This window comes from Paenibacillus rigui (genome assembly GCF_002234615.1).
GTDB lineage: Bacteria > Bacillota > Bacilli > Paenibacillales > NBRC-103111 > Paenibacillus_S > Paenibacillus_S rigui.
The window spans coordinates 148,238-170,306 of record NZ_NMQW01000025.1 but is presented as its reverse complement, the minus strand read 5'-3'; the positions used below and the strand labels follow the sequence as shown (position 1 = coordinate 170,306).

Below are 22,069 nucleotides of genomic sequence, written 5' to 3'. Positions count from 1 at the left end.
CCGGACCTCCGGCAGCATCAGCCGAGCAGACTTGCCTCCAGCTGCTGCCGCTCGAACTGCTCCTTGTACCAGCCGCCAAGCAGCATCAACTGCTCATGCGTCCCCTCTTCGATCACTCGCCCTTCATCCAATACCAGAATCCAATCCGCATGCATGACGGCGGACAACCGGTGGGTAGCAATAAAGGTGGTTTTGCCTGCGCGTTCGCTGCGCAAACTTGTTAGAATAGCATGCTCCGTTCTCGCATCAACAGCGGATAAGGAATCATCAAGTATCAAAATATCCGGATTGATCAGCAGCGCACGGGCAATGCTGACCCTCTGCTTCTGCCCTCCTGAAAGCATGACTCCATTCTCGCCGACAATGGTTTCAAGACCATCCTGCAGCTGTTCAATATCGCCAGTGAACGAGGCAAGCTCGATCGCCTTCCAAATCGCATCCTCACTCGCCTCCGGCTTGCCGAGAGCGATATTATCACGGATCGACTTGGACAGCAGCAAATGCTCCTGCGGTACATAGCCGATCCAGCTGCGCAGCAAGGAGAGCCGGATCCGCTCAACCGGGATGCCGGATAGGCGAAGGCTCTGCGGTTGAATGGGATACTGGCGCAGCAGCTGCTTGAGCAGCGTGCTTTTTCCACTTCCGGTACGGCCTACCAGCCCTAGCGTCTGCCCTTGCTCCAGCTGAAACGAGATGTCGATCAAGCTATCCTTGGCGGCACCGGGGTAGCGGAAGCTCAGCTTATTCATCACGATCTGTCCCGGAGTGTCCAGTGTGATCGCCTGTTCGTCGTCCTTCACATCCGCCTGCTGGGCGAAGCTCCCGGACAGCCGGTCTACCGAAGCGGTTCCCCGCTGCAAAATGTTAATAAACTCCCCGAACGCAATCATCGGCCAAATCAGCATGCCTAAATAAATATTGAAGGAAATCAGCTGCCCCAGCGTGATCTGGCTATGAAAGACCATATAGGCGCCGTACCCGATGCCTATCGCGTAGCTGAGCCCAACAATGACCGAAATCACAGGGTGAAACAACGCGTTAACCGCGGCAACCTGTATATTTTTGTGCATCACGTCTTTTGTCACACGGTCGAATGCGGCAATATCATGCTCCTCCTGGACGTAGGATCGAATAACCCGCATACCCGATATCGATTCGAGCGCCTGATCGTTCATTTGGCCAAAAGCCCGCTGCGCCGCCACAAAGCGCTTCCGCATCTGCTTTCCGAGCACGCTGATCGCCACGGCCAGAAATGGCATCGGAATTAATGCGGCAAGCATCAGCTTATAGCTGATCAGGGAAACCATCGTAACCACGACAACACCTGTACCGACCAAGGTATTCACCAGCGTCATAACCCCATAGCCGGCGGTTTGGCTGACAGCCAATACATCATTGGTTGCCAGAGCCATAAGCTCCCCCGTCGTATTCCGCTGAAAAAATGCTGGCGACATCTTCGTCCAATGCTTCAGCAGCCGGCCGCGGAGCAGCTTCTCCAAAAGAATCGAGTTGCCGAACAGGGTCGTCACCCATATGTAGGACATCACATAAATCGAGGCGGCAAGCGCAATTAACAGCAGTACGCTTTGTTGGAGCAAATCCCCGGTAAGCGTCCCCGTCCGAATCTGGTCTATGACATTGCCTATCATTTTAGGCGGAATAATGCTCAGAAGACTTACCGTCATCATGAGCCCGATGGCAAGGACATATTTGCCCCATTGCTGTTGAAAAAACCACGATAATCTCGAAATAAATGACACGTTACACAGCCCTCCTTTACTGAACGAAACCGAGCCTCCATCTAAGATACCATATTTTACCTTGCGCAAGCAGCGGATTTTATCGTTGCAACAAAAAATCCCCCTGTGTACCTACTCGTACAGGAGGATGTCCTATTTCCTATCAGCTTTGGATGAGAACGACAGCCAAAGCAGCCACAAGCAGGGACGGCAGCAGGTTAGCCACATTGATTTTGCGGATTTCCAGCAGATTTATACCGATACCCGTGATCAAGATACCGCCGACAGCGGTAATCTGAACGATAATTTCATTCAGCAGCTCTTGCTGGATGAGGGATGCAATCCCGGAGGCGCCCAAAGCAATCACTCCTTGGTACAGAAGCACCGGTAAGGACGAGAACAACACGCCGACCCCCATCGTCGAAGCAAAAATAATGGCCGTAAAGCCGTCGAGCATAGCCTTCGTGTACAAAATATCGTGCTGGCCCCGCAGCCCGCCATCCAAAGCGCCGAGAATCGCCATCGCGCCGACGCAATAAATCAAGGTCGTATTGACAAAAGCCCGCGCAATGCGGCCTTGCTCCTTTACCGGCTCTGCCCGCTCTGTCTGCTCTGTCTGCTTGGGAGCAGCAGCTGCGCTTCCGGCCGAGAGCACAACGCCTTCCCTCGGCCGCTCCGCCCCGGCTGCTTGCTCCTTCTGCGCCTGCCCCAGGGCCGCCTCCGGCTTCTGCTCCGGCGATTCCTGGCTACAGCGGCGCTTCCTGCTCCTGCCAAGCCGCGAGAAAGCTTCAACGGCTTGCTCCAGCCGGCCGCCAAGGCGCTCGAGCCTTTGTTCTATGCGCAGCAGCTCGCCTGCGATTCCGCCTATAACCAGGCTGGCGACCACCAGCAAAAAGTTAGATGATTTTAGAGCCATCGACAGTCCCAGGACGACAAGCGCCAGTCCGATCCCCTGCATCACCGTATTCCGGATGCCCTGACTCATTTTGTTAAGCATCAAACCTAGCAAGCCACCTGCAATAATGGCAGCCGCATTCACTATCGTTCCCCATAACGCCATATCTCTCAAGCTTCCCCTTCTTGTCCATCTGTCAGCTATCACTTTGTTTTATTCAAAACCATGTCAAGTATACTTCATCACCGGGAGTGATGAACATGTATGATTATTCCAACGCTTAATATCCGCGCAGTCCAAGGAAACGATCCGGCCTGACGGGGGTCAGCCGGGTGCAGGGTGACCTCTCCGGCCGATCGCCAAGGGCGTTACAAGAAACATAATCCATCCCAATCGGGGCATACTAACGATCGAAATCATTTCAAGGAGGTTTTTGGCAGCTATGGCAGAGGATAAAAGCATGCAGTCGGTATCGGGAGAAGAAGTCGAGACGGACGGCATTTATGAGAACGAATGGGGCCGCGAGGAAACATTAAAACGCGGTGACGAGTTCCCTTATGACCCGACGATGGGTCAAACCGAGTGGGAGCTGACGAGCCTGCCGCTCGAGAGCCAGGAGCAGGAAATGTACAAGAATACGAAGGGCAACACCAAGTCCCGCCTTCATATCGATCGCGGCGATAAATAGGCAGGACGCGAGCCTTCCCAAAGCGTGAGCTGCCGTCCGCCCAAGGACCAGCTCTCCTTTGTCAGCAAAAAGCACCTGATCCGGCCCTCCAGCCCTTCAGGTGCTTTATTTTTATCGATGAAGCCCATCCTTTTCCCGTGCTATGCCGTTTCGTTCATCGTTTCCAGCTCATGGGTCCGCTTCCGGTCATACAGACTTTTGCAGCTGCTTGTACATGCGCGCATTTTCGAGAGCAACCCCTGTAGGGAGCGTCATGGCTTCCAGCAGCTTCACATCCTGGTCCGTGAAATGCTTTCCTCCTACCTTGTTCAGCACCTGGATGACGCCCAGAATGCTGCTGCTCGTCTTGATAGGAACGCAGATCAAATTGCGTGTCTCGAAATTCGTCTTGTCCGCGACACGGGACGACCAGCGGAAATCATTTTGCACCTCGTCGACCCTTAAAGAGCGCCCCTGTTGGGCCACCCAACCGGCAATGCCTTCCCCCATACGAAGGCGAATGCCCTTCACGACTTCTCCCTTTTCCCCGTTGGCCGAGCGAAAATACAGCTCATTGGTCGTCTCATCCTTCAAGATGATGGATGCCGCTTCCGCCTCAATAACTTGGGTAGCTGTATGCACCACATTGGTGAGCAGCAGCTCCGGATCGTGCATCATGGAATTCAGCTTGATGCTCGCATCAAGCAGCTTGTTCATATTGCTCAGTTCCATCTGCAGCTTCCTATACTTATGTACCAGTCTCCAGATCGCTGTTGAAATAGTAATAAAAATAATGAGTAAAGCCAGGATCGCAAGCTGGAGTACATCCTCCATCTATGTCACATCTCCTTCTGCTGATGAACAAACGGTTCTATAACAGATTGTAGCACATATTGTCGGAAAGCTGTCCATAGTTCGAAGGATATATTAACCCCGCAGCTGACAAGCCCATTTTATAGATTTCAAGAAACCAACCAAGACAAATGCCCATAGGATACACAGTCAAATCACGATATCCTATGAACATGGAAGACAGCACAAATGAATCGAGCTTTTGGCTTGCCCAGTAATACAACGTTCCGCGGCCGATTCTGGATTCAGGAGCCTCATACCCCGGCACCTTTGCAGGGCAGGAAGCACCGTACCCGTATAGCGGCGTTTCTTCCAGTAGTCTGACGGAAGCGCACAAAGCAAGGAGATTATCCCTCTACCCAGACGATAGTCTCCTTGCTGCTATGTACGGCGGTCTTCCTATTTACGCCGCAGTCTATTATGTAGTGTACCAATACCGGTTACATTACGGGTGACGGTTTGCCTTTTGTTAAAGTGGCCTCAAACATATCAATGATAAAAAGAAATCTTTCGGCTTCACGAAATACATGATCCGCAAGCAGAGGATGAATAATGCTTTTTATTCGGCAGGCTTCAATGAGCTCCTTTGCCGTCTTTTTAAAATCCCGAAGGGAAGCAACAGAAACCCGATTCTGATCCAGGAATTGGTCGAGCAGAGGGACCGTTTGAGATTGAGGCCGCATTCCGCTCAAATCAATTGCTTGGAATAGTAATTGGTCAAAATCGTGACTAAAATTTCGCGTTTGCTCAATCAATTGCCGTTCCGACGGGTCAAGAAGATGTCCAATGAACTTGGCATGATCCGCCATAATTCGTAAAAAGAACACATTTTCGTCTATAATGGCGTCCGGCAGCGGCTCTAGCTTCCCTTCATTAAGTTCACCCAAGCGATTCCTGAAGTAATTGGCTTCTCTGCTTATATGGTCTACTAATAAGGGGAAATTGTTCCCCCCCGGAAGCTTGCATTGGATAATTAGCCCTAGAACTTTTCTTTTAAACGCCCATATGCGGGTTGCTGCAGATTGAACATCCTTGTTGAATTGTTTGATTTGCTCAGGATCGGTTAACTCGGTATACGAATGAGACCTGGCTTCTATTTGTTCAAATAGCGCATAGAATTGGTTCGCCTCTTGTATCAACTGGGCATCATCACATCGAAATCCCAGCTTTAGAAAAAGTGAATGTTCTTTCATAATCCGGGACCAGAATCTGATTTCATCTAATGAACGTCTGACAAACTCATTGGACAATTTCGAACCCCCTCTCAGAAATAAATCATACAATATGTATAATGTCTCTGATGAAGGTATATGCCACTTGGTTTTGCAGGTTCATCCTTGAGAAAAGCGCTCTTTTTAAAGAATGTTATTTACGCCCGTAGTCCGCCTTGATCTCGCCCCACGCCTTCGTATCCCACTTGATGATTTTATTGCTGTACGAATTATTATGAAGCCATGCCAATGCCCGGTCCACCAGCGTCCAAATCTCTTTGGTCGACCCGTCCCGCGGAAGATTGGTCGCAACCGCCTTCTTGCGTACCCAGCTGATCGCCGTTACGGAGTCGCTGTAGATTGTTTTGGAGCTGCCCTGCTGCTTAAGATACGCCAGCCCGTGAACAATCGCCAAAAACTCCCCCAAATTGTTCGTCCCCTTAGCAATCGGCGGGTGCTGGAAAATAACTTGCCCTGTCCGGGTATCGACGCCCTTGTACTCCACAATGCCCGGGTTGCCCCGGCTGCCTACATCGACCGAGATGCTGTCCAGATCGGCTGCCACTTGGGCGCCGCCCTTCGATGCGCCCCGGCTCGTACCGGACGAGCCCGCACTGCCGCTGCGTCCGGCTGCCGATGCACCTGCAGCTCCACCGCTGCCGTTCGCCAGAGCAAACGAAGCTTTCCAGCCCCGCGACATGGCGGCTTTCGCCTCCGCCTCGCTTTCGTAAGCTTTGAACCGCGCCTGCGGGTATCCGTTCGTCTGTGCCTGGCATTCAGCCCATGTCTTATAAATGCCCGGTACCTTGCCCTCCCACACGACATAATACTTTTGCTTCGCCACGAGTCCACACACCTTTAGGTTGAAGAGGATGCGGAAAGCCGAATCGGTTGCCCGATCCGGCCGCCAGCCCAAACCCTCTTACAGATTTTTGAAAAATTCGATGAAATACGCTCCATATTTGAAAAACTTCGCTTCCCCGACCCCTTTGATCTTGAGCATCGCAGCCGGATTCGTCGGCTTGACGCCGCACATGTCCCGCAGGGTGCTGTCCGGAAATACGATGTAAGGCGGAATGCCCTCGCGCTTCGCAATCTCCGTCCGGAGCTTGCGGAGCTCGTCGAACAGCTCCGACTCCACCTCGCGGACGGCCGGAGCCGGCTTGATGCGCATCTTTTGCACGACGCGCTCCTCGCCGGACAGCACCGCCTGGGCCTTGGCCTGCAGCCTCAGCACCGGGTACTTCCCCTCGGTAATGAACAGATAGCCCTCCGCCACCAGCAGCTGAATGAGATCGACGATCTCCTTCTCCGTCCGATCCTTCAGCAGACCATAGGTGCTCAGATCGTGGAAGCCCATCTCGATAATCTTCTTGCTGCGGGAGCCCTTCAGGACGGCAGCGACCGTCGTCGCGCCAAACCGCTCCTTCATCCGGCGGACGCAGGAGAAAATCTTCTGCGCCTCCACCGTAATGTCCGTCAGCTGCCGCTCCGTGCTGCAGCTGCTGCAGCGGCCGCAATCCTCGCAATCGTCGCCGAAGTAGCGGACGATATAGCGCTGCAGACACTGCGACGTATGGCAGTAGTCCGCCATCTGCTGCAGCCTGCGGTACTCTTGTCCCTGCCGCTCGGGGTCTCCGATGGACTGCTCAATCAGAAACTTCTGAATGTGAATGTCCTGCGGACTGAACAGTAGCATGCATTCGCTCGGCTCGCCATCACGCCCTGCGCGTCCGGCTTCCTGGTAGTAGGCTTCCATATTTTTCGGCATATTATAGTGAATGACGTACCGGACGTTCGACTTGTCGATCCCCATCCCGAACGCGTTGCTCGCCACAATGACGCGCACCTCGTCATATAAGAACTGCTCCTGTGCCTCCGCGCGTTCCTTGTCGCTTAGTCCCGCGTGGTATTTGCCCACCGGCACCTTCTGCCTGCGCAGCAGCTCGTACAGGTTGTCCACTTCCTTGCGGGTGGCGGCATACACGATGCCGACCTCATCCTCATGCTCGCGGATGTATTCGAGCATGACGTCCCGCTTGTTCTCGCCTTTGATGACGGAGAAGGCGAGATTCTCCCGCGCGAAGCCGGTCACATGCACCCGCGGCTCACACAGCCGCAAGTGCTTGACAATATCTTCGCGCACCTGGTCCGTCGCCGTCGCCGTAAAGGCGGCGACCATCGGCCTGCGCGGCAGCTGGTTCACCAAGCGGCTGATCGCGAGGTAGCTCGGGCGGAAGTCGTGTCCCCACTGCGATACGCAGTGGGCCTCGTCCACCGCCACCATCGGCACCTCCAGCTCGGTGAGCAGCTCGATGAAACGCTCCGATTCGAGACGTTCTGGAGCTACGTAGAGCAGCTTGTACTCGCCGCGTCTCGCATTGCGGATCCGCAGCTCCACCTGGGCATAGCTTAAGGAGCTGTTAATGTACGTTGCCGGGATGCCGATGCTGTCCAGCCCGTCCACCTGGTCCTTCATCAATGAGATCAACGGTGAAATAACGATGGTCGTCCCTTCCAGCAGCATCGCCGGAACCTGATAACAGATCGATTTCCCGCCGCCCGTCGGCATGATGCCTAAGGTATCGTGCCCGTCCAGCACGCTCTGAATTACTTTCTTCTGTCCGTCCCGAAATGTGCCGTAACCGTAATATGATTTAAGCAGCGCTTCCGCTTGCTGCATCGTTCCTATCAAAACGATCTTCACTCCTTCCCCTTGCCCTAACCTTCAGCCTTACCCTCTTGGTCAGCCAGCGCCCGGGCATAACGCGAGACGAAAGGCTCTCCGTCCCACAGCACCTCTGTCTGCGCCTTGCGTCCCTGCACCTCCGGCTCCTCCAGGAGCACGAAGAAATTTTTGGTCGGCAGCTCGCCAAGCCCGTGCTTGGCAGACAACCTGTCGAGGTAAGGCCGCATGTCCTCGTGGCTTCCCGACATATTGCCGCCCTGCTCGGAAAACGCGTACAGCGCGCTTGCCGAAGGCACCCTTTTGACCCGGAATTGCTCCGCAGCCCGAAGATAGAAATCCCAATCCCAATAATGGTGCATATCGGCATCAAACCGGACCAGCTTGTCCAATAGGGTTCTGCGAAACAAGCAGCCGGATGAAACAAACGTCGAGAACCGGCGCATTGCCGCCAAATCGCTGTCATATGCGAACACAAACCGCTTCGTCGCCCGCCGCGTCGCACCTTCCAGCACATAATCGAAAATTTCCACATCCGAATAGACCAGGTCGGCATTGCCGATTTCGCGCATCATCCGCTCCACATGCGTCGGCAGCAGCAAATCATCATCGTCGCACAGCATGATATACTCATCCTGAACGAGCTCAAGGCCGCGGTTGCGGGCATGGACATGCTTCTGATTCGTTTCCATATCGACAAGCGTTATATCCAGCTCGGGATACAGCTCCCGGATGGCATGCAGCGGCTCCCCCGCATCATTGACGACAATAAGGTGCAGCTTGCGGTACGTCTGCCTGCTTAACGATTCCATCAGCTCGCTCACCATGCCGAGCCGGTTATATGTAGGAATAATGACCGATATCCACGGTTGTTCCATCGTCTGTTTTCCCTCCGCCCATCGCTTTTGGCTTCACAAGCCGCTAATGACAAGATACCAAAAAAACAAGGAAAGGGGAACCGATCTTTTGGTTCAGCCGGCCTTCTTCTATGGAGCCGAAGGCAATCCCATTATTTAACTTGGGGTACGCCCACATAATTCTTTATAATAGAATGATAACCTTTTGGCGTGTCAGGCGTATGAGTATATACAGGCGATATTTCATTACAGCTGCAGCTGCTTCTGCGCCTGACAAAAATAAGCTTCACGCGTTTCAACTCTCATGGATTCGGGTAATAGGTTAAGATGAGAGGTTTGGTTGTTTGGCACGAACAGGACTCATCCAGGAGGAATATTCATCATGAGATGGTTAAAGACAGCACGTTTACCCCTTATGTCATTGCTCACCGGCATCGCGTTGTCTCTCCAGACGCCCGCTATCACCCATGCTCAAGAGCTGCAGGAGACGGAACCCGAGCCGGTTCACATTTATATCGGGCAGGAGCTGACCCGCTGGGAGCTGCCGCCATATGTGGACCAAGGCAATACCATGGTGCCGATGCGGACCTTGTTCGAGAAGCTCGGATTCACCGTAAGCTGGGATCCGGACAACCGGGCTGCATTGGCTCAAAAAGGCGATGTCAGCATTTCCCTCGGTATCGGCAAAAGCACCGCAGCTGTCAACAGCGTTCAATACTACCTGGACGCTGCACCGGTCATTAAGAACGGCAGCACGTTTATGCCGCTGCGCTTTGTTAGCGAAGCTGCCGGAGCTGAGGTGCTCTGGGATCAGACAACCCGCTCCGTTACCCTGCAAATGAACACCGATGCAGACCAAAGCATCCGTCATCTGATCGGTCGCGTAACCTTAAGCAGCAGCTTCCTGCAAGAAGCGATTGCCCTTACCGGCGGCGACGGCATTACCCAGAACGGAACGGACGTGAAGTCCATTGAGCTGAGTGAGCAGGGCGACTCCGCCAAGGTTACCTTTGAAGCCGGATTTACCGTATCCAAGGCGGTAAAATCCGATCATGGCGTCACCATTTCCCCGGCGGAATCGGTCGTCTATGCATTCACCGGCGAGGTGTACAAGGACAGCGAAGGGCAGTGGGTCCTCAAGTCGGGCATTGATTCGCTGAATTCCGAGCTTCTGGACAAGAAGCCTTTTATGGAGTCTGCCTCCTAGAGCGGCTTAGCGGCCGGACGGCGCCCATTTCCCTTTCGCTGCTTCAATCGCCTCCTGAACGGCCGCCTCGCCGTATCGGTCGTATAAATGCAGCCTGCGAAAATAATCCTTGGCATTCGTATGATTCATCTGCTGGAACGCCACATTCAAGCCCCCGTTCAAGACGGCTCCCGCAATCGGAATGAGCAGGCCCAGCTCCTTTTCGGTAATGACGATGCCGAGCCGCTGCGCAACATAGCGCATGAGATGGAGGAGCTGAGGGTAGGCCGCCTCCTTCGTCAAGCCTTTGGCCAGCTCACCTGAATGCTTGGCGGCAAATTTGGCCGTTTCGCGGATCTCTTGGAGCGCAGCCGCCTTCGTCACCATAAACCCCTCATCCGAGGAGGCAGAGGTAGGTGCCATGGCCGCCAAAACATGGGGGATGTTGGCAGGATCGCTCGACGGATAGCCGTAGGCTCCGGCAATTTGGCAAATGTGCCGCGACATCATCGTCATAGAAGCCGCGACATCGGCTATGACCACGGAAGGAATGGCAATCTGCGCGAAAGGAACTGCCTCCAGCAGCGTCGTGGCCGCCCCCATCACGGCCCCCTCCGTCGCAACGATAAAAGCATTGCTAATGTCGAACGCATCGGCTACTTGGTCCTTGTGCTGTAAAGAGAAGCTGCGCACGGCTTCCAGCTCGGCGACGTCCAGCTTAAACTTTTTCTGGTATTCCTTGCGGATGCTGTCCGCATTCGTCAGTCCATTGGCCGCCTGGATCGTTTTCCTTAACGATTTCTCAATCGTATCGTCTATGGAATGCACGGCTTTCCGAATATATTTGTTATCGGAGCGATGGGCGATCTCCAATACTTTGGCGACTGGCTTGCCTGCCAGGTCCAGAGCCGCCTTCACCGGACTCGGCTTCACTTCGTTCCTTGCAATTTGCTCCACCACTGAAGCGTCGTAAGCCTCAAAAGCCTCCAAGCTTGGCATAAGTCACCCTCCCGTCTATGTCAAATCCATACTCCTTATCTCTATATTATACCCGCAAGGAAAGCAAAGCGAAAACGAAGGGAACCGGGAAGTCCCCTATAAGCATAAGGAAGTCAGCCGTTAGGTTGAATCCCGGGATACACGTTCCCGAGCCGCCCAAGATCGGGCCAGCCCGACGAGCTGGGTACGTCAATAAGACCGAAAGGCATTCCCATGCCCATGACAAAACACCCGAACGTTGAGGAGAGCCCCTCTTTCGCGTCCGGGTGTTATTACGGTTATGCTATTCCCAAGTAAACCTACAGCGGCAGCAGCTTCACCTGATCGCGCTGCTTCAACTGTGCAACCATGTCGTACCAAGCCTGAGGCTTATTCGGCAGTACCTCGTAATACGTTTCCAGAAAAGTGGAAATCAGCTGCGCAGGAATGGCGGCCTGCTCATCGGCATCTGCGCCGAACGGCATGAAGCCCAGATCCAGCTCCTGAACCGCGGCCCCATCCTGCTGCCAGGAGGGGTGCACGTAGGCGAGCTCCAGCTTGCGGTAGCCGAGATGCGCCAGCACTTCACGCCGAACGAACGGATCCATCGGCTTCACGCCGCCGAAGCTGTGATCCTGTGCAAGGTAAGGATTGTAAATTTCGGCAAACATCCCGCGCAGCTGCCCACCGTTCCGGCCGACAAGCGCCAGCAAATCCTGCGTGCGCCGCTTGACCAGAAAGGGCCCGATGCCCAAGCCTTCACGGCCAATAATCGTAAAATCCGTCATGGCCACCTGCATATCGTCGTAATACCGGTATTCCGTTGCACCGACGACGGCTCCCTCATGAATCGCTACGAAAACACGGATGCCCGGGTCCTGCAGCGGCTCTGCCCAATCTTCATAGGCGAGCACCTCCTCCGGAGGAAACACGGTCTGCATCAGCTCATGCATTTGTTTGAAATAAGGGTCTGCAATATTCGTAATACGGTGGTACTCCATCGTTACTTCCACTCCCATCGCTTATATACGGCTAGTATACCAAGCACAGGCATTCATTGCCAGATCGTGAAATCATCATAAGTTATGAAATGGCCGGCAGCGTAACTCTTTGTCCATAGTCATTCGCACAACCGAGCATTACAGCATATATTGTAGCCAAGGAGGACGGCTTGAACGTCATAAGAGCGCCAGCTTGACCAGCCGATGCCATCATCATGCACCGCTTCTCTCCCGAAACATGTATCACGATGGCCAAAGGATTCCCGCTCCTCCACTTCATCCCGGGATGTGAATCTGAATGCCCGCCTCTTCCTTCAACACCCGCACGGCTCTTTTCCTTGCGGCGCTGTGTCACCAGACCTATGTACAGTTCGATAGCCCGGAAGGGAGCTTTATCGTCCCGTGCGGTTATCGCCATGTTCTTTCTTTTACAGCGGAGGCCTTTCACAATACGACTGAGACGTTCGGCTTCCTCCTGGAATCGGAGCATCAAATCATCATCGCATTTCGCGGCTCAGCAACCCCGAACGACTGGGTTTCAAACGGCATCGCCCGGCAAATATCCGACGGCGGTAAGGCGGGTGCCGGTTCAGGCAGCGCCTCCCATCAAGGCTTCACCCGGATGTATGCTTCCGCCAGCGAACAGATTCGCACCGCTCTACTGTCCCTTTCGCCGGATAAGGAGCTTATGATCACAGGTCACAGCTTAGGCGGCGCCCTTGCTACCTTATGCGCAACCGACACGGCGCTCCGCCCGCCCCGCCGCAAGCCTGTGGTTTATACCTTCGCCTCTCCGCGGGTAGGGAACCCGGAGTTTGCGCGGCTTTTTAACCGTTCGGCAGCAAGCAGCATAAGAATCGTAAATCCGAACGACGTCGTCCCACATGTTCCGCCGCTCGTGTATCGTTCCCCTGCCACGAAGGAGCTTTATTATTATTTGCATGTGCGAGGACGCAGCAATCTCCCCTTCGAGGGAGGGTCCGTCAGCGCGAACCATGCCCTGACGAACTACTACACTGCGCTTGCCAGCCTCGATCCTGCCTGCGCTTCCGAGCTTCAATCGGCAAATCCCGGACTGTGCCCGGTTGTTACTGAAACAGCAACAGCTTGAGAAGGATAAACGGCTTCGCCGCACTTTAAGCATGGCATTTGCAAAAGGGCCGGGCACCGGGTCCCTATCTATTTCCCCTGATCCGGTGCCTTGCGGAATTCCGAAGGCGTGCATTGATTCCATTTCTTGAACGTGTTGCTGAAATAAGCGACGTCCGAGTATCCGACACGGTCCGCGATTTCGCTGATCCGCAGAGAGGTGCAGCAAAGAAGCCGCTTCGCCTCCTCCATACGGACCTCGACGATGTAATCGACGAAATTACGGTTCAGCTGCTGCTTGAACAATTGGCTCAAATAACTGGGGTTCAAGTGGACTCTTGCAGCCGCCTCGGTTAACGTGATTTCTCCGGCTAGATTGGCCTGCACATACTCCTGCACCTTAGCTATCGTTGATTTCTCCAACGGATCAGATGTCAGCTCAGGCTTGGACGGGGCCCGATCCTGGTGCTGCATCATCCACTGCTGAAGGCAGCGCTTCATATCGACCACCTCAACCGGCTTCAGCAAATAATCGAACACGCCCGAGCGGAGCGCCTGCTGCACATAAGGGAAATCATCATAGCCGCTCACCACGATCATCTGCTGCTCACGGCTCTGCTTCCTCACCTCCTGGACAAACTGGAGGCCTTCCATGACGGGCATTCTCACATCGGTAAGAATTAAATCCGCCTCATGCTCCTTCAGCCAGTCCAACGCCTCCAACCCGTTCGAAGCCTCGTGGATGACGGTAAACGGCAGCTCCGTCTTCTCCATCACTTTCTTCAACGAGGTGCGAACCCAACGTTCATCATCGATCAACAACACCTGATACATCCTCTGGCCTCCCTTATGCAAGCTTATCAAGCACACGCTCAGGACGAGCATGCTTCCGATCGCTTACGCTGCTTCATGACCGATAACTTCCCTATTCACTCGGCTTCGATTCGACCAACGGCAGCCGGATCCGCACGGCAGTCCCTTTGCCCGGAATGCTGTGCAGGGTGACTCCGTAGGAGGGGCCGTATAAGTAAGCAATCCTCCGGTGCACGTTCGCGACGCCGATATGATCGCCCCCCGCCAGCACGTCCTTGGCCTCCAAATCCTGATGAATCTTATGAAGCTGCTGCTCTGACATCCCCACTCCGGTATCGCGGATGGCGACAAAGAACGAATCGTCCGTATCCCTGAGCGCCGTTATCCGGATATGCATCAGACCGACTCCCGGCTCAATACCGTGAATCATGCTGTTCTCGACAATCGGCTGCAGCGAAAACTTGGCGATATGCTGATCCAGCGCCCACTCCGGTACATCGAGCTCATAGTCGAGTTTCTCCTCGAACCGGTACTTCTGAATCCGCAAATATACCTCGCAAATACTGAGCTCCTCGCGCAGCGTCACCGTAGGCGTGCTGCTCTTCAGGTTATACCGCAGCAGCTTCGCAAGCGAGGCTGACATGGCGGCAATATCGTCCATATCCTGCTCCAGCGCCATGCCGCGCAGCGTTTCCAGCGAATTATAGAGGAAATGCGGGTTCATCTGCGACTGCAGCACCTTCAGCTCAGTTTCCTTCTGCCGGAGCGACGCTTCCGTTTCCCTTAATCTTGTAAAATAAATTTCCTCCAGCAGTCCTTCGAGCTTCTCCACCATCTTGTTAAAGCCGTGCGTGAGCAGTCCCAGCTCATCCAAGGACCTGACCTCGAGCTTGCCGGAGAAATCGCCGACCTCGACCTTTTTCATAAAATGATGCAGCCTCCGGATAGGCCGGAGCAAGCTGGCAGCGAAGCCGATCCCGAGCAGGTAGGCAACCGCCAAAGTAACCAATAGCGTCCAAAAAATGGTGCGGCCGATATAGCTCGCCCCGCTCGTCAATTCGGTGTAAGGGATAGAGGTCACAAGCCTCCAGCCCAGGTAAGAGGAGTAGCTGTAGGTCAGAAAATTGCGGGGCTGATCCTCGGTAATCAAGGAGCCGTTATCCCTTGCCCACATTTGCATCTGATTGTTGTAGTTAGCCGGTTGTCCAATCTGGGTCAAGTCCGGATGGTACACATAGTGGTTCTGCGAATCGACAATATACAGGAACCCTGTCCGGCCAATCGTGACCTTCTCGGCAATTTCCTGAATCCGCTTAAAATTCACATCCATAATGACCAGCCCGATCGGCTGCAGCGTCTGCGGACTGATCAGCCTGCGCACGATGGAGATCACCTGCTCCTGATGATCGGGCCACGGAATGACGCGGCTAATCAATTGAGGGGAGCCGTCCATCGGAATGTTCGGATACCAGTACTCCTTCTTCAGCTCCTCCGCCGGATACGGGCTGTCGAAATCGACGGCATCCACCACTTGCACATTATTCAGGATGACCGTAATATTCGAAATATCGGAGCGGGAGTATGCCGCATTCTTGAGCACCTGCTCGATGCTCGCCCGAATGCCGCTCTGCTGCACCTCCTCCAGCGTGGACATGCGCATAAACCGGTTCATATCGGGATGATTAATGATGCGAAGCGTGCTGATTTCAAAATCTTTTACATAGTACTCCATATGCGCCTTGACCTGCTCGATGATTTGCCAGCTGTATTGCCCCGCTTCGCGCTCAAGCTCATCGGCCGACCGCTGGTAGGAAATGAGCCCCACCGACAGCAGCGGCAGCACGACAATCAGAGCGGAGAAGATGAGCATCTTCGCGGTTAGCGGCAGATCGCGCAGCAGGATATAGCGTTGGACGCGGGTTATCACTTTCATGGGAACCTCCGGGAGGCAGACGTTAGATGTAGAAAAAACTAGCCGTACACCTGCAGTTGTATCTAGTTAGTATAACACCATGAAAGCGGTTCATAGAAGGAACAAATAGCGTGCCCCTTGGTCTTCAGGGGCACGCTATTGCATGCAGAGTGACGGGCACCGGCTTATTTTTTGCGGGCGGCGTCGATTTGATCCAGAACCTCTTTATACTCGGAGCGGTATTTATCGATGACCGGCTTCACGGCATCCTGCCAAGGCTTCACGTCTTTGACCTCGGTAATGGTCGAGCCTGCAGCACGGACTTTGGCTTCGGCTTCTTTCTCATACTTATCCCATGATTCCCGTTGGGTTTTGACAGAGTCAAGCGCAGCCTGCTTCACAATTTTGCGGTCTTCCTCGGACAGCTTGTTCCAAGCGGCCTGGCTGATCATCAGCACTTCCGGCACGCGCTGGTGACCGTCAAGGATCATATTTTTGGCGACTTCAAAATGGTTGGAGGACTGGTAGCTCGGGAAGTTGTTCTCCGCCGCATCGATAACGCCGGTCTGCAGCGAGCTGAACACTTCGCCGTACGCCATCGGTGTCGCATTAGCGCCCAGCGCGTTCATCAAGTCGATATTGATTTTGTTTTGGATAACGCGGATTTTTTGTCCCTTCAAATCGGCAAGGCTTGCCACCGGCTTACGGGAATAAAAGTTACGCGCCCCGGAGCTGTAGTAAGCCAGACCTTTCATCTTCGAGCTTTCTAGGCTGTCGAGCAGCTTGGAGCCGTTCTCGCTCTCCAGGAACTTCCACAGATGCTGGTCGTTGTCAAATACGTACGGCAGACTGAATACGCCGAAGTTTTTGTTGAATTCCGCCAGCGGACCGCTGCTGACACGGGTGAACTCGATCGCGCCGAGCTGAACCTGCTCGATGACCGCTTTTTCCTCACCCAGCTGGGAGGAAGGGAACACGTCAATTTTGATTCGGCCGTTGGTGCGTTCGTTCACCAGCTCGGCGAATTTTTTGTCCCCGACGACCGTCGGGTAATCCGGCGGGTGGGTATCCGCCAGTCGGAACGTATACTTCTTGCCTTCCGCTTTCTTCTCACCGCCGGCGGCTGGCGCCTCATTCTTCCCACCGCAGCCTGCAAGCACACCCCCTGCAATAACAAGACAAGAAATCGCGCTGACCGTTTTCGTTAACGTTTTCATTTTGACCTACCCCTTTACCCTATTAATATATGCAGCGCGGGACAAGAGTCCTCCTGACCCAGGCTTTTTTCCCAATGCCAGCTCTATCAATGCTTCATCATATTAGGCAGCCACATGACCAAATCCGGCACATACGTGAGGAGCAGCAGCACGACGCACATGACGTAGAAGAACGGCATCATGGCCTTCGTCCCTTCGCTGATGGAAATGCGGCCTATCGCACAGCCGACGAAGAGTACCGTCCCGACCGGCGGCGTCAGCAGCCCGATGCCCAGATTCAGCATCATGATAATTCCGAAGTGAACCGGATCCATACCCAGATGGGTAACCACAGGGAGCAGAATCGGCGTCATGATCAAAATCAGCGGCGCCATATCCATGGGAGCGCCCAGGACCAGCAGCAAAATGTTAATGATCAGTAAAATAATGACCGGACTGTCCGAGATCGACAGCATCAAATCCGTAACCATAGCAGGTATTTTCAAGTAAGCGAGCAGCCAGCTGAACGCATCGGATGCCGCGATTAAGAATAAGACCATCGCTACCGTGCGGAACGTTTTTTTCAAAATAAGCCACATCCGGCTGACCGGAATGTCACGGTAAATAATAAACGTTAGGATGAATGCATACAAGCAAGCCAGCGCGCCGGACTCCGTAGCCGTAAACCATCCGCTGAAAATGCCTCCGAGAATAATCGCTGCCGTGAGCAGCGACATGACGCCGTCGAGCACGATCTTCGGAATATCCTTGCGCTGTACCGGATCTCCCTTCGCATACCCCCGCTTAATAGCATACACATAACTTGTCGCCATTAGCGATACGCAGAGGATCAGCCCCGGCACGATCCCGGCCAGGAACAGACTGGCAATGGAAACCCCGCCGCCTGCCGCGAGCGAGTACAGCACCAGATTGTGGCTCGGCGGAACGACCACCCCTTGGATGGCCGACGAGACCGTAACGCCGACGGCATAGTCGGTATCGTAGCCTTTTTTCTTCATCATAGGGATCATGACGGAACCGATGGAGGACACATCCGCTACCGCGGAACCGGATATATTGCCGAAAAACATACAGGCTACCGAGTTCACCATCGCCAGCCCGCCCCTCACCCCGCCTACGATCAGCTGGGCGAAGTTCACGATCCTGAGAGCAAGCTTCCCTTCACTCATGATGTGCCCTGCGAGAATAAAAAACGGGATCGTCAACAGGGAGTACGAATTGATCCCTTGAATCATGCGCTGGCCGACAACGGCTAGCGGAATCTCCAAATACATGACTGTGATGAGCGTACACAAGGCCAGCGTTAAGGAGATCGGAAAGCGCAGCATCATCAGGACAACAAAGCTGACGCAAAGCAGCAAAATCGCAATCGTCGTTTCTTCCATTTAATGCTCACCTTCTTCCATGCCATGGTGCCTTCTCGTATCGATGCCGATAAATTGAAGGAAAGAATAGATACAGACCAGTGCGCCGGTAATCGGCATAATCACGTACACAACACTGTTGGGCAGCTTCGTTGCAGCCAAGGTGCTTTCGTTCATCAGCTCCGTAAACTCCGTACCCGAAACGACCAGATATACCCCGAAGGCAAAGGTGCTTGCATAAATAACCCGGTCCAGCAGCCAGTTCACCTTATCCGGCAATTTGCTTGTGAACGAATCAATCGCCAAGTGCAGCTTTTCCCGAAAGCCGATAGCGATGCCGAGAAACGAGAACCACACCAACAGCAGCAGCGTCACTTCCTCCGACCAGAACAGCACGAAATTAAACAGCTTCCGGGTCATGACCTGCAGCGTAACAATCAAGATCATCGCCAGCAGCGCAAGCATCGAAAAGCTTTCAAAAAAACTGTCAATCGCCAGAGCGATTTTTTTGAGTCCCTTCATTATCAATACCCTCCTTGCCCTTCTATCATGTAAGTGCTTTCATTCTTGCTGACAAAACTTATTGTAATGAATTTGGCGAGTCAAAGGTACGCCATTGGTTTTAGGATTTTTTGTAATATTTTTAGGTATTTTTCGGGGACAGCCTGGATTAGTTCTTAAGAGCAATTTGACGCTGCCATGCGGATGGATGGGCAAGCAGCTGCAGCTGCTTCACCCCTCCCGTTAGGGTTTGTTAATAATTACCACGGAAATCCGGACAAATAACATTGACTGCATGGTTTAAATCTTATACAATTACTTGGTTTAATAACCCATGGTTAATTAAAATCGCAGCATTAAATAGATGGAAAGTGCAAAAGCTGGTATACAGGAATCAACGGCCTCGCCGTCTTTCAGGACGGCAGGTCCTTGTCAAAGTATGCTGCCAGGAAAAGCTGCTGCGCTCGGGATGAGGTGAGCCACGAAAATGATACGATTGCAGCACATCAGCAAAATTTATGAAAGCGGCGGGCAGCAGACCGCTGCGCTCCGCGAAATCAATCTGCACATCAAGCCCGGAGACATCTTCGGTATTATCGGACATTCCGGCGCCGGGAAGAGTACCCTGATCCGCCACATCAACCTGCTGGAGAGACCTACGACCGGTCAGGTCGTCGTTGACGGTGTTGACATGACGGCGCTAAGCTACCGCAAGCTGCAGGAGGAGCGGCGCTCCATCGGCATGATCTTTCAGCATTTCAACCTGCTCTCCTCCCTTACGGTGAAGGAGAATATCGCTTTCCCGCTGCGGCTCGCGAAGCTGCCGCAGGACAAGGTGCAGCGCCGCGTGAAGGAGCTGCTCGGGCTGGTCGGGCTGGAGAGCCACGCCGACAGCTACCCGTCCCAGCTGTCCGGCGGGCAGAAGCAGCGCGTAGGCATCGCGCGTGCGCTGGCGACCGAGCCGAAGGTGCTGCTCTGCGACGAAGCGACCTCGGCGCTCGACCCGCAGACGACGCAGTCGATTTTGTCGCTGCTGCTTGCGATCAACCGCAGGCTGAACATCACCATCGTGCTGATTACGCACGAAATGCAGGTGATCCGGTCGATCTGCGACCGGGTTGCCGTGCTGGACGGCGGCGTCATCGTCGAGGAGGGCGCCGTCGCCGACGTCTTCTTGAAGCCGCAGCACCGGACGACACGCGACTTCGTCGCGCAGGTGGCGGACCTCTCGGAGATGGACGTGCCCGGGGACCGCTCGCCGGGCAGCCGGACACGGGTACGGATTACGTTTATCGGCGAGCAGACCTATGAGCCGGTGCTGTATGAGACGATGAGCGAGATGAACGTGCCGTTCGCTATTTTGCAAGGGACGATCTCCCGGCTGAAGGAAATCCCGTACGGCCAGCTCGTCGTCGAGCTGCATGCGTCGGGCAATGAGGCTGCGCAAACGATTGCCGCGCTGCAAAGCCGTGGACTCGATGTGGAGGTGCTCACTTATGAATAAGCTGTCCCTCTGGGAGCTGGATTGGAATGAAATCGGACAGGCCGCGCTCGACACGCTGACCATGCTCGGCACCTCGACACTGTTCACGGTGCTGATCGGCCTTCCGCTTGGGGTACTGCTCTTCTTGACCTCAACCGGCCAGCTGCTGCAGCAAAAGGCCGTGTACGGTACGCTTTCTTTTATCGTCAATGTCCTGCGATCCGTACCGTTCATTATTTTGATGATCATCATCATTCCCTTCACGAAGCTCCTGGTCGGCACCTCGATCGGAGTGCCCGGCTCGATTCCGCCGCTTGTCATCGGAGCCGCACCGTTCTTCGCCCGGCTGGTCGAAACGTCGATGCGCGAGGTTGACCGCGGCGTCATCGAGGCGGCACAGTCCATGGGCGCCACCCACGTGCAAATCATAGGGCGGGTGCTGCTGCGCGAAGCCCGTCCCGGCCTGATTGCCGCCATCACCATCACGGCGGTCACGCTCGTGTCCTACACCGCCATGTCCGGCGTCATCGGAGGCGGCGGCTTGGGGGATTTGGCGATCCGCTACGGCTATCAGCGGTTTCAAACCAATGTCATGATCGTCACCGTGCTGATTCTGCTCGTGCTGGTGCAGCTATTGCAAATGCTCGGCGATCGGCTTGTCCGCCGGTTTCAACGCAAATAATATGTTCTGGAGGTACTATGATGAAAAAACTAACTTTAACGGCTCTATCCGTTGTTCTGGCCTTCTCCTTGGCCGCTTGCGGCAAAAAAGAAGCGGCACCTGCCGCTCCGGCTGATAACGCCGCCGGCGGAACGGCAAAGGAAGTCACCTTGAAGGTGGGTGCGACCGCCGTGCCGCATGCCGAGATTTTGAACTCCGTCAAAGCAAGACTGAAGGAGCAGGGCGTCAATCTCGAAATCAAGGAATTCACCGACTACGTTCAACCGAATGTGCAGGTTTCCGAGAAGCAGCTGGACGCGAACTTTTTCCAGCACACGCCGTATCTGGAGCAGTTCAATAAAGATAAGGGTACGAACCTTGTCAAAGTAGCCGGCGTTCACATCGAGCCGTTCGGCGCTTATTCGCAGAAAATCAAAGCGATCGCCGAGCTGAAGGACGGCGCTACGGTAGCGATACCGAACGACCCGTCTAACGGCGGCCGCGCGTTGGCTTTGATGGAAAAAAACAGCCTCATCAAGCTGAAGGATGGCGTAGGCGTAAACGGCACCGTAAAGGATGTTGTGGAGAATAAGAAAAACTTGAAAATCAAAGAGCTGGAAGCCGCTATGCTGCCGCGCGTGCTCGGCGAAGTCGATCTTGCGCTGATCAATACGAACTATGCGCTGGAAGCCAAGCTATCGCCCGTGAAGGATGCATTGTTCATCGAGGATAAAAATTCGCCTTACGTCAACATTCTCGCTGCCCGTCCGGATAACAAAGATTCCGACGCCATGCAGAAGCTGGTCAAAGCGTTAAATTCCGAAGAAACCCGCAAATTCATTCAGGATAAATATCAGGGCGCAGTCGTTCCTGCGTTCTAATAAAGCAAAAAGGCAGTCATGGAGGGGGAATCCCCTTCAAGGCTGCCTTCTTTTTATTTTCCCAATGGCACAGCTT

General features: G+C 54.1%; 21 protein-coding genes. 6 read left to right on the top strand and 15 right to left on the bottom strand.

What is annotated here, in order from left to right:
* Window positions 1-17: 17 nt before the first annotated feature.
* The gene (locus CF651_RS18570) at window positions 18-1,760 is read right to left on the bottom strand and encodes an ABC transporter ATP-binding protein (protein WP_094016354.1); all 1,743 of its coding nucleotides are present in this window, start codon (window positions 1,758-1,760) and stop codon (window positions 18-20) included.
* 142 nt (window positions 1,761-1,902) lie between these two features.
* On the bottom strand, window positions 1,903-2,799 hold the full coding sequence (locus CF651_RS18565; protein WP_094016353.1) for a DUF554 domain-containing protein: 897 nt from the start codon (window positions 2,797-2,799) through the stop codon (window positions 1,903-1,905).
* Between the two features lie 277 nt (window positions 2,800-3,076).
* Here CF651_RS18565 and CF651_RS18560 point away from each other — a divergent pair, with 277 nt between their 5' ends.
* On the top strand, window positions 3,077-3,322 hold the full coding sequence (locus tag CF651_RS18560; protein WP_094016352.1) for a hypothetical protein: 246 nt from the start codon (window positions 3,077-3,079) through the stop codon (window positions 3,320-3,322).
* Between the two features lie 186 nt (window positions 3,323-3,508).
* Here CF651_RS18560 and CF651_RS18555 read toward each other — a convergent pair whose 3' ends face one another.
* The 5 genes from CF651_RS18555 to CF651_RS18530 form a co-directional block, all read right to left on the bottom strand.
* A complete protein-coding gene (locus tag CF651_RS18555) occupies window positions 3,509-4,135 on the bottom strand; it encodes a GAF domain-containing protein (protein WP_094016351.1) in 627 nt (208 codons plus the stop codon).
* Between the two features lie 458 nt (window positions 4,136-4,593).
* Complete coding sequence (locus CF651_RS18545) at window positions 4,594-5,403, bottom strand: DUF2935 domain-containing protein (RefSeq protein ID WP_094016349.1); 810 nt, start codon at window positions 5,401-5,403, stop codon at window positions 4,594-4,596.
* A 115-nt stretch (window positions 5,404-5,518) separates the two neighbouring features.
* On the bottom strand, window positions 5,519-6,208 hold the full coding sequence (rnhA, locus tag CF651_RS18540; RefSeq protein WP_094016348.1) for a ribonuclease H: 690 nt from the start codon (window positions 6,206-6,208) through the stop codon (window positions 5,519-5,521).
* A 78-nt stretch (window positions 6,209-6,286) separates the two neighbouring features.
* A complete protein-coding gene (gene recQ / locus CF651_RS18535; protein ID WP_094016428.1) occupies window positions 6,287-8,047 on the bottom strand; it encodes a DNA helicase RecQ in 1,761 nt (586 codons plus the stop codon).
* A gap of 38 nt (window positions 8,048-8,085) precedes the next feature.
* Complete coding sequence (locus tag CF651_RS18530) at window positions 8,086-8,928, bottom strand: glycosyltransferase family 2 protein (RefSeq protein ID WP_094016347.1); 843 nt, start codon at window positions 8,926-8,928, stop codon at window positions 8,086-8,088.
* A gap of 361 nt (window positions 8,929-9,289) precedes the next feature.
* Between CF651_RS18530 and CF651_RS18525 the strand changes: the two genes are divergently transcribed.
* The gene (locus CF651_RS18525) at window positions 9,290-10,114 is read left to right on the top strand and encodes a copper amine oxidase N-terminal domain-containing protein (RefSeq protein ID WP_094016346.1); all 825 of its coding nucleotides are present in this window, start codon (window positions 9,290-9,292) and stop codon (window positions 10,112-10,114) included.
* Window positions 10,115-10,120: 6 nt separating this feature from the next.
* On the opposite strand, the gene CF651_RS18520 is transcribed toward CF651_RS18525, so the two are convergent.
* The 3 genes from CF651_RS18520 to CF651_RS32350 form a co-directional block, all read right to left on the bottom strand.
* Window positions 10,121-11,092: an EcsC family protein gene (locus CF651_RS18520; protein WP_094016345.1), complete on the bottom strand. Its 972-nt coding sequence runs from the start codon at window positions 11,090-11,092 to the stop codon at window positions 10,121-10,123.
* 299 nt (window positions 11,093-11,391) lie between these two features.
* Window positions 11,392-12,072: a GNAT family acetyltransferase gene (locus tag CF651_RS18515; RefSeq protein WP_094016344.1), complete on the bottom strand. Its 681-nt coding sequence runs from the start codon at window positions 12,070-12,072 to the stop codon at window positions 11,392-11,394.
* Between the two features lie 82 nt (window positions 12,073-12,154).
* Window positions 12,155-12,328 carry a hypothetical protein gene (locus CF651_RS32350; protein WP_179232870.1) on the bottom strand — a complete coding sequence of 58 codons (174 nt, stop codon included), beginning with the start codon at window positions 12,326-12,328 and terminating at the stop codon, window positions 12,155-12,157.
* Between the two features lie 42 nt (window positions 12,329-12,370).
* Between CF651_RS32350 and CF651_RS18510 the strand changes: the two genes are divergently transcribed.
* On the top strand, window positions 12,371-13,183 hold the full coding sequence (locus tag CF651_RS18510; RefSeq protein ID WP_094016343.1) for a lipase family protein: 813 nt from the start codon (window positions 12,371-12,373) through the stop codon (window positions 13,181-13,183).
* Window positions 13,184-13,251: 68 nt separating this feature from the next.
* Here the strand turns inward: CF651_RS18510 and CF651_RS18505 are convergent, their stop codons facing one another.
* From CF651_RS18505 to CF651_RS18485, 5 genes are all read right to left on the bottom strand, one after another.
* Window positions 13,252-13,995 (bottom strand): response regulator transcription factor, encoded by a 744-nt coding sequence (locus CF651_RS18505; RefSeq protein ID WP_094016342.1) that lies wholly within the window; start codon window positions 13,993-13,995, stop codon window positions 13,252-13,254.
* A 91-nt stretch (window positions 13,996-14,086) separates the two neighbouring features.
* Window positions 14,087-15,907 carry a sensor histidine kinase gene (locus CF651_RS18500; protein ID WP_094016341.1) on the bottom strand — a complete coding sequence of 607 codons (1,821 nt, stop codon included), beginning with the start codon at window positions 15,905-15,907 and terminating at the stop codon, window positions 14,087-14,089.
* 164 nt (window positions 15,908-16,071) lie between these two features.
* Window positions 16,072-17,103, bottom strand: coding sequence for a TRAP transporter substrate-binding protein (locus CF651_RS18495; protein ID WP_094016340.1), 1,032 nt, complete (start codon window positions 17,101-17,103; stop codon window positions 16,072-16,074).
* An 86-nt stretch (window positions 17,104-17,189) separates the two neighbouring features.
* Window positions 17,190-18,488: a TRAP transporter large permease gene (locus CF651_RS18490; RefSeq protein ID WP_094016339.1), complete on the bottom strand. Its 1,299-nt coding sequence runs from the start codon at window positions 18,486-18,488 to the stop codon at window positions 17,190-17,192.
* Window positions 18,489-18,989, bottom strand: a complete 501-nt coding sequence (locus tag CF651_RS18485; RefSeq protein WP_094016338.1) for a TRAP transporter small permease — start codon at window positions 18,987-18,989, stop codon at window positions 18,489-18,491.
* Window positions 18,990-19,455: 466 nt separating this feature from the next.
* On the opposite strand from CF651_RS18485, the gene CF651_RS18480 reads away from it, so the two are divergent.
* Genes CF651_RS18480 through CF651_RS18470 form a run of 3 tightly spaced genes read left to right on the top strand, consistent with a single transcriptional unit; the run spans window position 19,456 to window position 21,993 of the window.
* Window positions 19,456-20,472 carry a methionine ABC transporter ATP-binding protein gene (locus CF651_RS18480; RefSeq protein WP_094016337.1) on the top strand — a complete coding sequence of 339 codons (1,017 nt, stop codon included), beginning with the start codon at window positions 19,456-19,458 and terminating at the stop codon, window positions 20,470-20,472.
* The gene (locus tag CF651_RS18475; protein WP_094016336.1) at window positions 20,465-21,133 is read left to right on the top strand and encodes a methionine ABC transporter permease; all 669 of its coding nucleotides are present in this window, start codon (window positions 20,465-20,467) and stop codon (window positions 21,131-21,133) included. Before CF651_RS18480 ends, CF651_RS18475 begins: the two co-directional genes overlap by 8 nt.
* Before the next feature lie 20 nt (window positions 21,134-21,153).
* Complete coding sequence (locus tag CF651_RS18470; RefSeq protein WP_179232876.1) at window positions 21,154-21,993, top strand: MetQ/NlpA family ABC transporter substrate-binding protein; 840 nt, start codon at window positions 21,154-21,156, stop codon at window positions 21,991-21,993.
* The last annotated feature ends 76 nt before the right edge of the window (window positions 21,994-22,069 follow it).

Bases quoted from the DNA above. Each gene is read 5' to 3' on its own strand.
- CF651_RS18560 (WP_094016352.1), top strand. From the start codon at position 3,077: ATGGCAGAGGATAAAAGCATGCAGTCGGTATCGGGAGAAGAAGTCGAG.
- CF651_RS18530 (WP_094016347.1), bottom strand. From the start codon at position 8,928: ATGGAACAACCGTGGATATCGGTCATTATTCCTACATATAACCGGCTC.
- recQ (WP_094016428.1), bottom strand. From the start codon at position 8,047: ATGCAGCAAGCGGAAGCGCTGCTTAAATCATATTACGGTTACGGCACA.
- CF651_RS18565 (WP_094016353.1), bottom strand. From the start codon at position 2,799: ATGGCGTTATGGGGAACGATAGTGAATGCGGCTGCCATTATTGCAGGT.
- CF651_RS18480 (WP_094016337.1), top strand. From the start codon at position 19,456: ATGATACGATTGCAGCACATCAGCAAAATTTATGAAAGCGGCGGGCAG.
- CF651_RS18490 (WP_094016339.1), bottom strand. From the start codon at position 18,488: ATGGAAGAAACGACGATTGCGATTTTGCTGCTTTGCGTCAGCTTTGTT.
- CF651_RS18525 (WP_094016346.1), top strand. From the start codon at position 9,290: ATGAGATGGTTAAAGACAGCACGTTTACCCCTTATGTCATTGCTCACC.
- CF651_RS18505 (WP_094016342.1), bottom strand. From the start codon at position 13,995: ATGTATCAGGTGTTGTTGATCGATGATGAACGTTGGGTTCGCACCTCG.
- CF651_RS18485 (WP_094016338.1), bottom strand. From the start codon at position 18,989: ATGAAGGGACTCAAAAAAATCGCTCTGGCGATTGACAGTTTTTTTGAA.
- CF651_RS18470 (WP_179232876.1), top strand. From the start codon at position 21,154: ATGAAAAAACTAACTTTAACGGCTCTATCCGTTGTTCTGGCCTTCTCC.
- CF651_RS18520 (WP_094016345.1), bottom strand. From the start codon at position 11,092: ATGCCAAGCTTGGAGGCTTTTGAGGCTTACGACGCTTCAGTGGTGGAG.
- CF651_RS18495 (WP_094016340.1), bottom strand. From the start codon at position 17,103: ATGAAAACGTTAACGAAAACGGTCAGCGCGATTTCTTGTCTTGTTATT.
- CF651_RS18500 (WP_094016341.1), bottom strand. From the start codon at position 15,907: ATGAAAGTGATAACCCGCGTCCAACGCTATATCCTGCTGCGCGATCTG.
- CF651_RS18515 (WP_094016344.1), bottom strand. From the start codon at position 12,072: ATGGAGTACCACCGTATTACGAATATTGCAGACCCTTATTTCAAACAA.
- CF651_RS18555 (WP_094016351.1), bottom strand. From the start codon at position 4,135: ATGGAGGATGTACTCCAGCTTGCGATCCTGGCTTTACTCATTATTTTT.
- CF651_RS18510 (WP_094016343.1), top strand. From the start codon at position 12,371: ATGCCCGCCTCTTCCTTCAACACCCGCACGGCTCTTTTCCTTGCGGCG.
- CF651_RS18475 (WP_094016336.1), top strand. From the start codon at position 20,465: ATGAATAAGCTGTCCCTCTGGGAGCTGGATTGGAATGAAATCGGACAG.